The sequence below is a fragment of the Gillisella vitis genome, from assembly GCF_021559775.1.
Taxonomy (GTDB): domain Bacteria; phylum Pseudomonadota; class Alphaproteobacteria; order Rhizobiales; family Rhizobiaceae; genus Allorhizobium; species Allorhizobium ampelinum.
The window spans coordinates 2225283-2239274 of sequence record NZ_CP056047.1 but is presented as its reverse complement, the minus strand read 5'-3'; the positions used below and the strand labels follow the sequence as shown (position 1 = coordinate 2239274).

Below are 13992 nucleotides of genomic sequence, written 5' to 3'. Positions count from 1 at the left end.
ACGATGCTATAGACGGTCGGAAAATTTGTTGTTATGCAAATTGCTATCGAAATTGGACAGTGATCCCATGACCTTCTGCCGGAACCTGCGACGACGCTGATGCTCTCGACCATCCCTGTGATGGTGTGAACACTCCTGCGCAATTCGCTATACGGTTCCGGTCTTCATGCAAAAGCACGATCTCGTCTACCTCACCGAGGATGCGTCTCACGACGCCATTATCGAACTCATCAACTCGGAAGCTTTCGGCCCTGGCCGGTTTACACGAGCCGCTGCCCGTATCCGGGAGCAGGGGCCGCATGATCGCACGCTGTCCTTCGTCTGCGCCGACCAGGGCGAAACCATTGCCTCGGTGCGCATGACCCCGGTGCTGGCCGGAACAGTCAAAGGCCATATGCTTGGTCCGCTTGCCGTGCGCCCCTCCCATAAATGCCTGGGCATTGGCCGGGAACTGGTGCGCATCGCCATTGAAGCCGCCCGGCGGAACGGCTCCGAAGCCGTGATCCTGATCGGTGATCCGCCATACTATATGCCGCTCGGCTTTGAAAAAATCGCTTACAATGCCTTGGCATTCCCCGGTCCGGTCGATCCCGGTCGGGTGCTGGTCGTGCCGCTGGCTGAGGATGTGCATGCACGGTTGAAGGGTGTGATTGGCTGGCGAAAGGATGAGGCCGGGAGCACCGACGTCGCGGCCGATGACGCGGATTACGAACCGGTGCTGTTGGTCGCTAACGGTTGAAGTAGCTCAGTCTCTGTTGCCAAGCTTAGCGGATAAGATCTGCTGGATTCGGTGCGAAGGGAATATCGGCTGGGCCGATATGCTGGAACGCGGCCCTCAGCTTTTTCAACACGGCTTCATCGGCTGTGGTGATTTCATAATAGCTGCTGTCTATGGCGCGGATCGTCAGCCAGTTGTCATGGGTTGCGTTTGGAAAATACCCGCTGAACTCTCCCCAGATGACCTGTGTCGTTTGTTTGGCAAGGGTTAGCAGCTCCTGGCCTGTAATCACTGCGTCCCGGTTTGCCAGCAATTCCAGTTTTTCGCCGCCCTCCCCGGTGGCGTCAAACCACTCAAGCTCAGGCAAACCGGATTTGACTGTTGAAACCCGCCAGACTGCTTGCAGCGATCGAGGTGCCAGAAGACGCAGAAGATCGCGCAGATCAAAGGCCAGCACGCCATTCTTCATCACGTCATGGATTCTGATGGTTTTCACGGCATCTCGTCTTTCTTCTGTAGGGTTTCAAACCGATAGGCGGCACCTTCTTTCTTGATGGAACCGACACCCGGAAAGGGCAGGTGCGCGGCGGCAATCAGATAGCCATCGTTCGCGGCCTGCTCGAAAACCTGCGCGCGCGCCTTAGCGGCACTCGGCTGATCATAATCGAAATCGATGGTGATGGCGGGATCGCGAAACTGCACGTTTTCGCCATGGACGATGTCGCCGACGAACAGCATGGCCTCCCCCTCGCTCTCAAACCGGATCGCCAGATGGCCGGGTGTATGACCGGCACGCAATGTGGCGCTGAAGCCGGGGATGATCGGCCCGTTGTCGTCAAAAATCGTCAGCCGTCCCTCGGCCTCATACGGGTCGAGGCAAAGATGCGCCCGGCCGATCTGGCCCTTGACCCGCTCCGTCACATCAGGCGCATCGGCAGCACCCGGCGATAGCCAGAAATCCGTTTCCGTGCGTCCGGCGTGGACCGTCGCTCTGGGGAAAATCGGCGCTCCATCGCGTACCAATCCGCCCGTGTGGTCGGCGTGGATATGGGTGAGAATGATGTCATCGACATCGGTGGGGCTGAGGCCGAGTGCGTTCAGCCCGGCGGAAAGCTTGCCGTGATCCGGCCCGAAGAGCTGGCCGGAGCCAGTGTCGATCAGCACAGTCCGTTCAGGGGTTTTGATGAGGAAGCAGTTGACGGACAGCGAGGTCGCTGCATCTGCAAACCCCTCCGCGACAGGCTCGCCATTGCGGCGATAAAGCTTGCCGACATCGGCGGTCAGAATGCCATCCTGAAGGGCGAAGATCTGCGCTGCTCCAAGTGTGAAGTGATAGGGGGACATGGGGAGTTCCTTGGACGGGGGGACAAGCGAATATCGAGGCTTACAGCTGTTTTCTCATCCAGGTGACGCTGTAACTCTCTGCCGGGTCTGCCAGACTGCCAAATGTTTCATACCCCAGTTTTTCATAGAGCCGTCGGGCAGTTGGATTCATGGTATCCACTATAGAAGCTTTGCATCCCCGCCTTCTGCCTTCGTCTTCGGCCAGCGTGAGCAATTGACTGGCAAGCCCCTGACCGCGACGATATTCGGGGACAAACAACAATTCAGTATAAAGCCAGGCTCTACCTGTGTATCCGATTAAACCGCCATCAACGATTCCATCCTGATCTTTAAGCGGGATGAAAAGTTTTCGTCGTAGACTGAGATGCTCTCTGTTAAAATCGAGTATTGCCGTTTCAATGGTTTCAAGGGCGTCTTCGGGCACATCATCAAAAATCTCAAGCACCAATTTGTCCATCGCCGTCCCTCATGCCGCCACAGAGCCGCAATCACCACCGCTTCACCATCATCGTAAGCGCAAAGTTGTCGATAAAATGCTCAATTGTCCCGAAAACCTCATAGCCATATTTTTGATAGGCCTTTGTCGCAACCGGATTGGCGGTTTGAATATGCGCGCCTTTGCAACCACGCTTGCACGCCTCATTCTCTGCCAAAGCCAGCAATTTTCCTGCAAGGCCTTGGCCACGAAGCGCTTCTGGAATGAACATAATGTCGATATCCAGCCAGCCTCTGGCGGTGCGCCCAATCAATCCGCCCAAAATCTCCCCATCATGATGCTCAATGGGGATAAACAGGCTTTTATGACCACCCGTTTTACCAAACATCACATCATTATGAGCTGTCAGCCAGCCGGAGATCAGGGTTTGGGTGTCGGACGGCACCTCATCCAAAACTGCAAGCGAAATATCGTTCGTCATCGCAAATCTCATTTATGTTTATAAAATAACCAAATTATCCCATGAGCTAACAAAAGAGCAACAAGAGCGAGAGGAACTTGCAGAACTGCTCCAGCACTGAGGAGCAGTAACAGATCATAGCCAGAGAAAATCACCTTCTCAATGACATAGTAAGCAAACCAGACACCTGAAGGAAAAATCAAAAATGCAACAGTCCAGCCGCCAGGCAGCGGATTTTTCGTGAAAATCACGTTTGCGATGTGACTGATGGCATTCGCGAAAATGGCAGCATAGCTCAATGTGAACAGCGTGAATGCAAGATGGCTTCCCGTCCATAGCAGCCAAGCGGCGAGCATCAAAAATGCAATCGATAATAGTGTTACAGCAACACAAAACGGATATGTTTTGTACCACCGTACAAGCCGGGTTGACCGGCTTTTTTCAGCCCAAATCGCAATACCACGCGCCTCTTCAACATTATGCAGAACAAATATCAAAACCGCAGCCCACACAAAAAACGGCGGTATTGAACTCATCACCGTCCCTCGCGCCACCACATCGCCGAAACCGCAAACAGCAGCAGGGCCAATCCGCCAAAACCGGCAAACAAGGGCAGGGTGTCCACGCCTTTCAGCAGGGTTTCGCTGGTCATGCGGATCGCCATGCGCTCGCCGTCGCTGCTGCGGACCGGGCCGCTGACGGGCAGGATGTCGGGAACGGATACACCGCTGGCCCCGTTGTCCAGCCGCTTGATCAGGCCGTGGGTGGTGTCCGACACCGGTTTCATAATGTCAGGGGTGGAGATCATCGCCTTGAATTCCGGCGCATCCACCGCGCCGATATGGACGAGGGTGGAAAATTCACCATTGGCGATGGTGAACAGGCCGGTTTCCACCATCCGCTGTTCCGCCGTGAAGCGGCCCGGTTCGGTCTGGGTCAAGGTCACGTCCTGCACCTTGCCGGAGGGGCTGGTGATGCTGGCGGGGCCGGGGTCATTGCCGATGGTCTGGCGGGTAATGGTCAGCATCCGGCCGCTGGCCCGCGCCGTCAGCGCTTCTTCCTCCAGTTCCGGCTCCTTCATCAGCCAATGGGCGATGCGGCGGTAAAGCGCCACATGCGGGCCGCCACCTTCAAAGCCGCGCGCCCAGAGCCAGCCCTGGTCGGACAACAGCATGGCGACGCGGCCTTGGCCTGCGCGGTTCAGCACCAACAACGGCTTGTCATTGGCGGTCATGACCGTTTCGCCCTGCGGCGGATCGACATCGACGCTGCGGAACCAGCGGCCCCAATGCGGTGGCTCGGATGCGGCGCCATCGAGATCGCGGGTCACGGGATGTTTCTTGCCGATCTCCGACAGGCGCGGATAAAAGCCACCCTCCTGCATATTGCCGGTTGGGGCTGCGGGCAGAACCGAGGCCAGCGGGGTCATGGCAATCGAATCCTGACCGGCATGTTCGGGGCCAGCCGCAATCAGCAGCGCGCCGCCCTTGCGGACATATTCGGCGATATAATCATAGTAGAGGATCGGCAACACACCGCGATGCTGGTAGCGGTCGAAGATGATCAGATCGAAATCACTGATTTTTTCGACAAACAATTCGCGGGTTGGAAAGGCGATCAGCGACAGCTCGTTGATTGGCGTACCATCCTGCTTTTCCGGTGGCCGCAGGATGGTGAAATGCACCAGATCCACGGAGGCATCGGATTTCAGCAGGTTGCGCCAGGCGCGCTCACCTGCATGCGGTTCGCCTGACACCAGCAGCACCCGCAGGTTCTGGCGGATGCCGTCGATCAGATGCACGGTCTTGTTGTTGGTTTCCGTCACTTCGCCGGGCAGGCCTGAGACGGAAAATTCCAGCACATTGCTACCGGCGCGTGGCACGGCAAAGGAATAGGGCGTTTCCGCACCCGGCACGGCGGTAAACGAACCGCCATCCTGGCCATTGATCCGCACGGTCACCGTGGCAGGCTGGCTGCCCTTCACTCCTTCATCGATTACCCGAAGCGACATGTCCTGGTTCTGGCCGACAATGCCAAAACGGGGGGCGCGCACCACTTCAATGCGCCGGTCGAATTCATTGGCCTTGCCGGTCAACAGCGTGTGGACCGGCGTATCCATGCCCAGCGTTTTCAGGTTGGACGGCACATCATGCACCTGCCCATCGGTGATGAAGATCGCCGCACCAACCCGGGCTGGCGGCACGTCGGATATCGCCGAAGACAGCGCTTCGAACAGCCGGGTCGATGGCGTGTCGGCGTTTTCCGGCGTTGAGGCTTCGACAATGCGCGGCTCGATGCCGGGGAAGCGGGCCAGCTTATCCTTGACGCCCTGCAGGGCCTGATCGGTCATCGCCTTGCGGCTGGCGATATCGGTCTGGCTCTGGCTGCGGTCAACGATCACAGGCACCACGGTCGAGAGCTTGTCGCGGTTTTCCGACAGAAGCTGAGGATTGGCGAGGGCGGCGATCAATGCGGCAAAGGCGACAAGCCGGATCGTTGCCCCGCGTATGCCACGGCGAAAACCGATAGCCGCGACGGCCAGCGCCAGCAAGGCCAGCGCGGCCAGCGCCCAGAGAGGCAGGAAGGGGGAGAAGGATAGGCTCATCTTATTGACCCAGCCTTTCCAGCAGGGCCGGAACATGGACCTGATCGGCTTTGTAATTGCCGGTCAGCATATACATCATGATATTGACCCCGACGCGGTAAGAGATTTCCCGCTGATTTTCATCGGGCGGCACGGTCGGCAGCATGGGCACACCATTGGCGTCGATGGCCCAGGCGGAGAGAAAATCATTGCCGGTGATGATGATTGGCGACACGCCGTCACCGCCCGAGGTTAGGCCGTTCTGGCTGGCGCGTGCCTCCTGGCGTGCCTCGACCCAGAGCGGACTGCCCGTATAGCGGCCCGGATAGGTATGCAGCAGATAGAAGGACCGGTTGATCACATGGTCCTTCGGCACCGGCTCCAGTGGCGGAATATCGATATTGGCAAGGATCTGGCGCAGGCGCTCGCCATTGGCGCTGGTCCCGGCGTCTCCTTGCCCACCCATGCTGCCCAATTGGTCGCGGGTGTCGAACAGCACGGTCCCGCCGGAGCGCATATAGGCATCGATCCGGCTGATGGACTCGGCGCTTGGCATCGGCGCGCTAGCAGAAATCGGCCAGAAGATGATCGGGTAAAGCGACAGCTCGTCCTTGGCAATGTCCAGCCCGACCGGCGCGCCCGGCTCCAGCGTGGTGCGATAGGTGAGAAATTCGGTGAGCCCGCTCAGGCCCCGTTCTGAAATGCTATCGACGTCCTGCTCTCCGGTTTTCACATAGGCCAGATGGGTGGTGTCCAGCCGTTGCAGCAACACGTCATCGCCGGGTTTAGCGTCATTGGCAAAGCTGCGGTCGGCAGGCATCAAGGCCAGCGCTGCGGCCAGCACCACGAGAGCGCCAGCGCTTTTGGCGATCCGGGCTTTCGGCATCCGGGCAAAGGCCCCGCCCATGGCCAGCACCACCAGGCTGTCAATGATGAACAGGGCCAGTGCGACACCCAGCAGCGGCGGCTTCAGCGGTGTGGCACTTGCCCCGGCCAGCGGCTCACGCACCACCGGAACCGTCACGCCATCAAGGTTGATTGGTTTCAACTCGGCACCTGCTGGCAGAAGGTTAAGGGCAGAAAATCCATCTTCGGTGCCGTAAAGGCCGGGTGGATTGTCAAATGTTGCGGCAGGCGGACGTTTAGCTCCCAGCTCCAGCGGTTTGGCATTGCTGGCTTCCGCCGTCAGTCCGCCATGCTCGGTCAGCAGCCGGTAGGGCGGCAGGCTGGCGGCTGCGGCGGTCGCATTGCTACCGGTATTGGCCCCGCTAGCATGGGCCAGCTGCACGACTCGGCGCAGCATTTCCACGAAATCGCCTGAGATCGGTAGATTGGACCAGCTGGCCTCGGCGCTGACATGGAACAGCACGATGCGCCCGGCACCGCTATCCCTGGCGGTGACCAGCGGCGTGCCATCGCCAAGGCTTGCCCAGGTGCGACTGGCGAGATCAGGCGTCGGTTCAGCCAGAACCTGCCGCTTGACCAGCACGCCATCGGGCGGCGCTAGCCCGGCAAACGGGCTGGTGGGCGGGAAGGGAGCCAGCGATTGCGGCTCCGACCAGGAGAGCGCGCCGCCCAATTGGCGCTCACCCTGACGCAGCGTCACCGGCACCAACGGATCATCGGCAGGGGCAGCGGCAAGCCTTGGTCCGGCAAAGCGGATCAGCGTGCCGCCGCGTTGTAGCCAGCGTTGTAGCTGTTGCTGCACATCCGGTGGCAGGCGGCCGATATCGGCCATGATCAGGGCCGAGGGGTTCTGCTGCAACAGCTCGGGAATGGCTCTGGCCAGATCCTTTTCACTGGATTTGATCAGGTCGGCATAGGGTTGCAGCGCCCGCTGGATGTAATAGAGCGGCGACAGCAGCGGCTGGAATTCGTCATTGGCGTCACCGGCCAGCAGCGCGACCTTGCGGCGGCGAAAGCCGTCATCCAGCAGCTGGACGGCACCGGCGGTGCCATAACCGGCAAGGCTCAACCGGGCAAAATCATTGCGCAACTCAAAAGGTGCGGCAATTTCCGCCGTGGCAACGCTTTGTCCGGCGGCAAAACTGGCGGTGCCTGACGCAATCGGTCGTCCTTGCTGGTCCTGCGCATCGACGATGACCTGCTGGGGATCGGCAGGCGACAAACGGGTGACTTTGGCGACAAGCTGATCGACGCCATTGGTGGCACCAGTCAGGGCGACACTTGCCTTGCCGTCATCGCTGATTACTCGCAATTCGGCAGGGGCCAGTGCGGAGAATTGGCTGCCGATTTGTTCGCTTTCGCTGGCCGCGACACCGTCGCTCAGGAAGGCCAGCGTGCCGGGCTTGGTCCCTTTCAACGCTGCTGTCAGAGCTGTGAGGGCGCGGTTGCGGTCCGGCGTCAAAGGTCGGGGCCGGGCGGCACTTAGTTTTTCGCGGGCGGTGGCGGCATTGACGGGCACGGCATCCTGAGTCAACTCGGCGGTCAACACCAGGGAAATCGGCAGATTGCTGCTTTCGGCCTCATCGATCAGGCCATTTGCCGTCTCGACGCGGCGCTCCCAATCTCCAACGCTAGCCCAACTGTTGTCGATGACCAGAACCAGCGGCCCACCGCCGGCAACCGATGTGCCGCGCGGGTTGAGCACCGGTTCGGCCAAGGCCAGAATGACCAGGGTTGCCATTGCCATGCGCAGCAGCGTCAGCCACCAAGGGCTTCGGGCCGGGGTTTCCTCCCGCTTCAGCACCCGGGCCAGAATGCGCAGCGGTGGAAACACTTCCATCTGCGGGCGCGGCGGCGTCAGTTTCAGCAGGAACCAGATGGCGGGCAGCACGACGAGCGCGCCGAGCAGCGCAGGAGTGACAAAGGCAAGCGGAAGGCCACCCATTACGCGCCTCCACGGTGGGAAAGCTGCGGCGCCCCGGAGAGATGCATATGCACCTTGACCAGCGCTTCGGAAGCCAGCCGGTCGGTGAGATGTGCGGTAAAGCTCCAGCCCAGCCGCCGCAATTCCTCGCTCAAGGCTTCACGGCGCAGGAAATAGGCGCGGCGATAGTCTTCCCGGATGTTTTCGGCGCGGCCCGATACCAGCTTTTCGCCGGTTTCCGGGTCGGTAAATTCGGTGCGGCCCGCATAGGGAAACAGTTCTTCCGCCGGATCGGCAACTTCTATGACATGACCGCGCAACCCGCGCCGGGCCAGCGGTGCAATGCCCGCCATAATCGCATCGGGATCATCAAGAAAATCACCGATCAGCACGATATCGCTGGCATTGCGGATCATGGCGGTATCGGGAAAGCCCTGATTGGGCAGGCCGCTCAGGTCCGGCGCATGGATCAGCGCTGCCGCCAGCCGCTCGGAGGCGTTGCGGGCGGACATCGGTTCCATGATGCCGGGGCAGCCGACACGCTCGCCGGACCGTGCCAGCACTTCGGCCAGCGCCAGCATCAGCACCAGCGCCCGGCTTTCCTTGGAAACACTGCCGAAGCGAGATTTATACATCATTGAAGGCGACAGATCGGCCCAAAGCCAGATCGTGTGGGCCGCTTCCCATTCGCGGTCGCGGATATAGAGATGATCGTCGCGGGCCGAGCGGCGCCAATCGATTCCGGCCAGGCTTTCGCCCTCCGCATAGGGGCGGAACTGCCAGAAATTTTCGCCAATGCCGCGTTTTCTGCGCCCATGCCAGCCGGAAATCACCGTATTGGCGATGCGCTTGGCTTCCACCATGCAATCGGGAATGAGGGCAGCGCGTTGGCGGGCGCGGGCCAGAACATCCCCGGTCGGGGTTTTCTCGACGATCCGTCCGTCAGCAGGCCCTCTCATCGCTTCTGGTGCAAATCCTGCCAAAACGCTACCGCTCCCTCACGCTTTGTTGTGCTTAATGAGGCCGGCGATCACATCACGCACCGCCATGCCTTCGGCACGGGCCGCAAAGGTCAAGGCCATCCGGTGCTGAAGCACCGGTTCGGCCAGCGCATGCACATCGTCAATCGATGGCGCAAGACGGCCTTCGTAAAGCGCACGGGCGCGGGCGCACAGCATCAAAGCCTGTCCGGCGCGTGGACCGGGACCCCAGGCCACATGCTTGTCGGTGTCCGTATGACCTTGGCCGGGCCGGGCGGCACGCACCAGCGACAGGATGGCATCGACCACGCTATCCGGCACCGGCATCTGGCGAACCAGCTTCTGAATGTCGAGCAGGCGGGGCGCATCCAGCACGGCGCTGGCATGGCTGTCACTGACACCGGTCGTGTCGAGCAGGATCTGCCGTTCCGCCGTCAGATCCGGATAGCCGACATCGACCTGCAACAGGAAGCGGTCGAGCTGGGCTTCCGGCAGCGGATAGGTGCCTTCCTGTTCCAGCGGGTTCTGGGTGGCCAGCACATGGAAAGGCGCAGGCAGGTCATAGCGCTGACCGGCAATGGTAATGTGGTATTCCTGCATGGATTGCAGCAGGGCGGATTGGGTGCGCGGGCTGGCCCGGTTGATTTCGTCGGCCATCAGCAATTGCGCAAACACCGGTCCCTTGACGAAGCGGAAGGAGCGGCGGCCATGCTCGTCCTGGTCCATCACTTCGGTGCCGAGAATGTCTGATGGCATCAGGTCGGGGGTGAACTGGATTCGGTTGGCGTCCAGCCCCAGCACGGTGCCAAGTGTAGTGACCAGCTTGGTCTTGGCCAGGCCCGGCACGCCTACCAGCAGCGCATGGCCACCGGAGAGAATGGCCAGCAGGGTGTTTTCCACGACCTTTTCCTGGCCGAAAATAACCTTGGAGACCTCGGCGCGCACGCTGGCAATTTCGGCCAGGGCCTGTTCAGCCAGAGCGACGATGGCTTTTTCATCGAGCGCGGTGTCCGTGGTGTTGATCATGCCCATGGCGGTCTCCGTTGGCTCATATCGTCATTGGTAGGTAAGGCAGGCCTGTGCCGATTGCCAGAAGAATCGATCATTACGTGTATCGGCGCAGTTTATCTAACTTATTCCCCGTGGGGCGGCTGACAAGCGTGTTTCAAATGACTATCTCGTGTCCCATGTCTCACTTCGATGTCTAATAAGGTTAAAACCGGGACGCAAACATGGCAGGCGATGAAAACAATGACGCGGGCGATGCGGCTGGATTGGCTGCGATGATTGCCCGTGCCGCCGACCAGACGGCAGGGGGCAAGCCCGGTCTTCCACCGGTTGAGCGCTGGAACCCGGCGTTTTGCGGCGATATCGACATGGAAATCCTGGCCGATGGCACTTGGTTCTATCTCGGCACGCCGATTGGTCGCGCGCCCTTGGTGCGGTTGTTTTCAACCGTGTTGCGCAAGGACGAGGATGGGAAGACCTATCTGGTCACGCCTGTGGAAAAACTGGGAATCAAGGTCGCAGACGCCCATTTCGTCGCCGTGGAAATGACGGTTGGCGCAAGCAATGGCGAACCTGTCTTGACCTTTCGCACTAATGTCGGTGATCTCGTTGAGGCCGGGCCTGAGCATCCACTGCGGTTTGTGATTGAGGGCGAGCACCAGCAATTGAAACCCTATCTTGCCGTGCGCGGACGGTTGGAGGCGCTGGTGTCACGCGCCGTCACCTATGAGTTGATGGCGCTGGGCGAGGTCATCGACATCGACGGACAGGCGATGTTTGCCATCCGCTCCGGCGGCGAGACATTTGCGATTATGCCAGCGGCGGATCTGGATGGATTGGCATCATGACGGAAACCAACCGGAATAATCTGACCCTGTCAGGCTTCACCGCCGATGAATTTCGCCGCCGGGCGCAGAGCCAGAGCGGTGCGCCACTGGAAACCGCCTGGCGCGACCATGGTGATCACGTGCTGAATACCGATATCCTGCTGAAGCTGGAAGGCCTGCGGCTGAAGGATGCCGCCGTGCTGGTGCCTGTCGTGGATGATGGCGATGACGCGCGGATCATCCTGACCCAGCGCACCACAACGCTGCGCAAGCATTCCGGTCAGATCGCCTTTCCCGGCGGCGGTATCGATGCGGAAGACGCAAGCCCGGAAGCGGCGGCACTGCGCGAGGCGGAAGAGGAAATCGGCCTTGATCCGCGCTTTGTCGAGACTGTCGGTCGGTTGCCGCATTATCTCGCAGGCACCGGCTTTCGCATCACGCCGGTGCTGGCGGTGGTGCAGCCAGGATTTCGTCTGACCATCAACCCGGATGAAGTGGCCGATGTGTTTGAAGTGCCGCTATCCTTCCTGATGGACCCCGATAATCACCGCCGCGACAGCAAGGTCTTTAATGGGACGACCAGGCATTTTTATGTGATGCCCTATGGCGAGCGCCAGATCTGGGGCATTACCGCAGGCATTCTGCGCACGCTTTATGAAAGGCTTTATGCATGACGACGGTTGCGGATCAGCCCTGGTTTCAGGATGCGGCGCTGGCCAAGCTCTTTGCCCTGTTGAACGCCGATGGCGGCGAGGTGCGGGTGGTGGGCGGCGCGGTGCGCAACAGTCTGCTGGGCGAACCGGTAGGCGATATCGATCTTGCCACCACGCTTGTTCCCTCCGAAGTGACGGCCCGGGCCGAGGCGGCAGGTATCAAGGCGGTGCCAACAGGCATTGACCATGGCACAGTGACGCTGGTGATCGGCGGTAAGCCGTTTGAAGTGACGACGCTAAGGCGCGACGTGGAAACCGATGGCCGCCACGCCGAGGTGGCGTTCGGCACCGATTGGCAGGTGGACGCCGAGCGGCGGGATTTTACCGTCAACGCGCTTTATGCCACGGCGTCTGGCGAGGTCATCGATCCGGTCGGCGGGCTGGCGGATCTTCAAACCGGCACGCTGCGGTTCATTGGCGATGCCCGCCTGCGGATTGCCGAGGATTATCTGCGGGTGCTGCGCTTCTTCCGGTTTTTTGCCTGGTATGGGCGCGGACGCCCGGATGCCGACGGCCTGCGGGCCTGTGCGGCGGCGCGTGACGAATTGCACCGGCTGTCTGCCGAGCGGGTCTGGTCGGAGACGAAAAAGCTGCTCTCGGCAAAAGACCCGGGCCGGGCGCTGCTGTGGATGCGTCAATCGGGCGTGTTGACGGCGATCCTGCCGGAAACCGAAAAATGGGGGATCGATGCCATTCCGGGCCTGATCGCCACGCAAATCGCCCTGAACTGGCAACCGGAGCCACTGTTGCGGCTGGTGGCAATGGTGCCTGATAACCCTGAGCGGATGAAGGGATTGGCCGAGCGGCTGAAACTGTCGCGGGCCGAGGCGGAGTTTTTGCAGCGCTTTGCCACCGCGCCGAAGATCAAGGACGACATGGTCGATCTTGCTCTCGACCGGTTGCTCTATCGGCACGACAAGCCCGGAATTATCGCGCAATTGAAGCTGTCGCTGGCTTCAGCCCGTGCCAAGGCAGAAGGGGATGCCACCAGCATGGCGGCGTCAGCCCGCTGGTTTAGGCTGCTGCAACGGGCGCAAGCTTTTGAAAAGCCAGTCTTTCCCATCACCGGCAGTGATGCCATTGCCGCCGGTCTTGCGCCCGGACCGGAGATTGGTCGGGTGCTTGCGACACTGGAAGACAGCTGGGTTCAAGCCAATTTCACCTTCAGCCGGGAAAAGCTTCTTTCCCGGCTTAAAGAGGCGGTGACGCCGTCGGGTTGATTGTTATTACGCGGCGTGGTTGGCGGAATTGTCATCCGCTTGGCGGTTTGCCTTCATGGGGCTGCCGCCGGTTTCGATAATCCGCGCTCGGACCGTCGGGACAATATTGTCTCGGATCACGCTGTCTCCATGTACCATGCGGATATGGTCAACCGCACGATGCACCACCTCGGCTTCTTCCTTGGCATGCGTATGCCATTCGCAACCGGGTACGAGACGTCCACATTCGAATTGTTTCATGGTTCTTTCCTCCCGAAGCATTGCTGCGGTGAGGTGTCGCTGGCAACGACCCCTCAAAGGTCAGTGCTTTCTGTTATTTAGGAATTATCGCATGAAGCTTGCTAAACGCCGCGCCTGGCGGCTTTTCGCTCTCTTCCCATTGCTATGAAGGGACATGTCCATCCCTTCATAAGCTATTGTTTCGCAAGACCATTTATTCCGGCATCGCCCAGGCGTAAAACACCGAGCTTGAGCCGTTGACCGTGTTTTTGCTGACCATCTTATGGGCGTCGTTGGAGCGGTGTTCGCGGCCATGAAGGCCGGCAAGCCGCAATTTTGCCTGTTCGACAAAGTAGCAATGCGGCAGGTTGGCATCGCTGGACGCTTTCAGGTCATGCGCCATGCGATCGATGAGTTCCGCGGTGTCGATCAGTCGGTCGCGACCGGTCCGATCTGCGGAATTCGTCATGTCCGTGGGAATAGTCATGCTGTGCGTAGCCATTGCAATCCTCCTCCTCATTCCATAGGCGACAGGATAACACGGGAACGCGACATGCCAATGTTAATTTTCGATTAATGGGCCTGTAATGCAGTTTTTGTTAATCAAGAAAATATGAATTGAACGTTATCGCAGCAAAAGACCCTATAATTAT

At 59.8% G+C, this 13992-nt stretch carries 15 protein-coding genes; 4 read left to right on the top strand and 11 right to left on the bottom strand.

Annotated features, from left to right (window positions below; all coding sequences use genetic code 11):
• Positions 1–166 precede the first annotated feature (166 nt).
• The gene (locus tag AVCG78_RS10560) at positions 167–739 is read left to right on the top strand and encodes a GNAT family N-acetyltransferase (RefSeq protein ID WP_071205152.1); all 573 of its coding nucleotides are present in this window, start codon (positions 167–169) and stop codon (positions 737–739) included.
• Positions 740–764: 25 nt separating this feature from the next.
• On the opposite strand, the gene AVCG78_RS10555 is transcribed toward AVCG78_RS10560, so the two are convergent.
• The 9 genes from AVCG78_RS10555 to AVCG78_RS10515 are packed head-to-tail and all read right to left on the bottom strand — an operon-like array spanning position 765 to position 10384.
• A complete protein-coding gene (locus AVCG78_RS10555) occupies positions 765–1214 on the bottom strand; it encodes a hypothetical protein (protein ID WP_143049437.1) in 450 nt (149 codons plus the stop codon).
• The gene (locus tag AVCG78_RS10550; protein ID WP_071585373.1) at positions 1211–2062 is read right to left on the bottom strand and encodes an MBL fold metallo-hydrolase; all 852 of its coding nucleotides are present in this window, start codon (positions 2060–2062) and stop codon (positions 1211–1213) included. The genes AVCG78_RS10555 and AVCG78_RS10550 overlap by 4 nt, the downstream gene beginning before the upstream one ends.
• 40 nt (positions 2063–2102) lie before the next feature.
• On the bottom strand, positions 2103–2519 hold the full coding sequence (locus tag AVCG78_RS10545; protein WP_071205149.1) for a GNAT family N-acetyltransferase: 417 nt from the start codon (positions 2517–2519) through the stop codon (positions 2103–2105).
• Positions 2520–2550: 31 nt separating this feature from the next.
• Positions 2551–2979 (bottom strand): GNAT family N-acetyltransferase, encoded by a 429-nt coding sequence (locus tag AVCG78_RS10540; RefSeq protein WP_015916736.1) that lies wholly within the window; start codon positions 2977–2979, stop codon positions 2551–2553.
• 8 nt (positions 2980–2987) lie between these two features.
• Positions 2988–3494 (bottom strand): HXXEE domain-containing protein, encoded by a 507-nt coding sequence (locus AVCG78_RS10535; RefSeq protein WP_071205148.1) that lies wholly within the window; start codon positions 3492–3494, stop codon positions 2988–2990.
• Positions 3494–5563 (bottom strand): hypothetical protein, encoded by a 2070-nt coding sequence (locus tag AVCG78_RS10530; RefSeq protein ID WP_071585374.1) that lies wholly within the window; start codon positions 5561–5563, stop codon positions 3494–3496. The genes AVCG78_RS10535 and AVCG78_RS10530 overlap by 1 nt, the downstream gene beginning before the upstream one ends.
• A 1-nt stretch (position 5564) precedes the next feature.
• A complete protein-coding gene (locus AVCG78_RS10525; RefSeq protein ID WP_071585375.1) occupies positions 5565–8393 on the bottom strand; it encodes a DUF4159 domain-containing protein in 2829 nt (942 codons plus the stop codon).
• Positions 8393–9331, bottom strand: a complete 939-nt coding sequence (locus AVCG78_RS10520; RefSeq protein WP_071205146.1) for a DUF58 domain-containing protein — start codon at positions 9329–9331, stop codon at positions 8393–8395. Before AVCG78_RS10520 ends, AVCG78_RS10525 begins: the two co-directional genes overlap by 1 nt.
• 39 nt (positions 9332–9370) lie before the next feature.
• On the bottom strand, positions 9371–10384 hold the full coding sequence (locus AVCG78_RS10515; protein ID WP_071205145.1) for an AAA family ATPase: 1014 nt from the start codon (positions 10382–10384) through the stop codon (positions 9371–9373).
• 200 nt (positions 10385–10584) lie between these two features.
• Here AVCG78_RS10515 and AVCG78_RS10510 point away from each other — a divergent pair, with 200 nt between their 5' ends.
• Genes AVCG78_RS10510 through AVCG78_RS10500 form a run of 3 tightly spaced genes read left to right on the top strand, consistent with a single transcriptional unit; the run spans position 10585 to position 13120 of the window.
• The gene (locus AVCG78_RS10510) at positions 10585–11208 is read left to right on the top strand and encodes a DUF1285 domain-containing protein (protein ID WP_071585376.1); all 624 of its coding nucleotides are present in this window, start codon (positions 10585–10587) and stop codon (positions 11206–11208) included.
• On the top strand, positions 11205–11861 hold the full coding sequence (locus AVCG78_RS10505) for a CoA pyrophosphatase (RefSeq protein ID WP_156582867.1): 657 nt from the start codon (positions 11205–11207) through the stop codon (positions 11859–11861). The genes AVCG78_RS10510 and AVCG78_RS10505 overlap by 4 nt, the downstream gene beginning before the upstream one ends.
• On the top strand, positions 11858–13120 hold the full coding sequence (locus AVCG78_RS10500; RefSeq protein ID WP_071585378.1) for a CCA tRNA nucleotidyltransferase: 1263 nt from the start codon (positions 11858–11860) through the stop codon (positions 13118–13120). Before AVCG78_RS10505 ends, AVCG78_RS10500 begins: the two co-directional genes overlap by 4 nt.
• 6 nt (positions 13121–13126) lie before the next feature.
• Here AVCG78_RS10500 and AVCG78_RS10495 read toward each other — a convergent pair whose 3' ends face one another.
• Positions 13127–13360, bottom strand: coding sequence for a DUF1059 domain-containing protein (locus AVCG78_RS10495; RefSeq protein ID WP_071205141.1), 234 nt, complete (start codon positions 13358–13360; stop codon positions 13127–13129).
• Between the two features lie 193 nt (positions 13361–13553).
• Positions 13554–13841, bottom strand: coding sequence for a hypothetical protein (locus AVCG78_RS10490; RefSeq protein WP_081355533.1), 288 nt, complete (start codon positions 13839–13841; stop codon positions 13554–13556).
• Between the last annotated feature and the right edge of the window lie 151 nt (positions 13842–13992).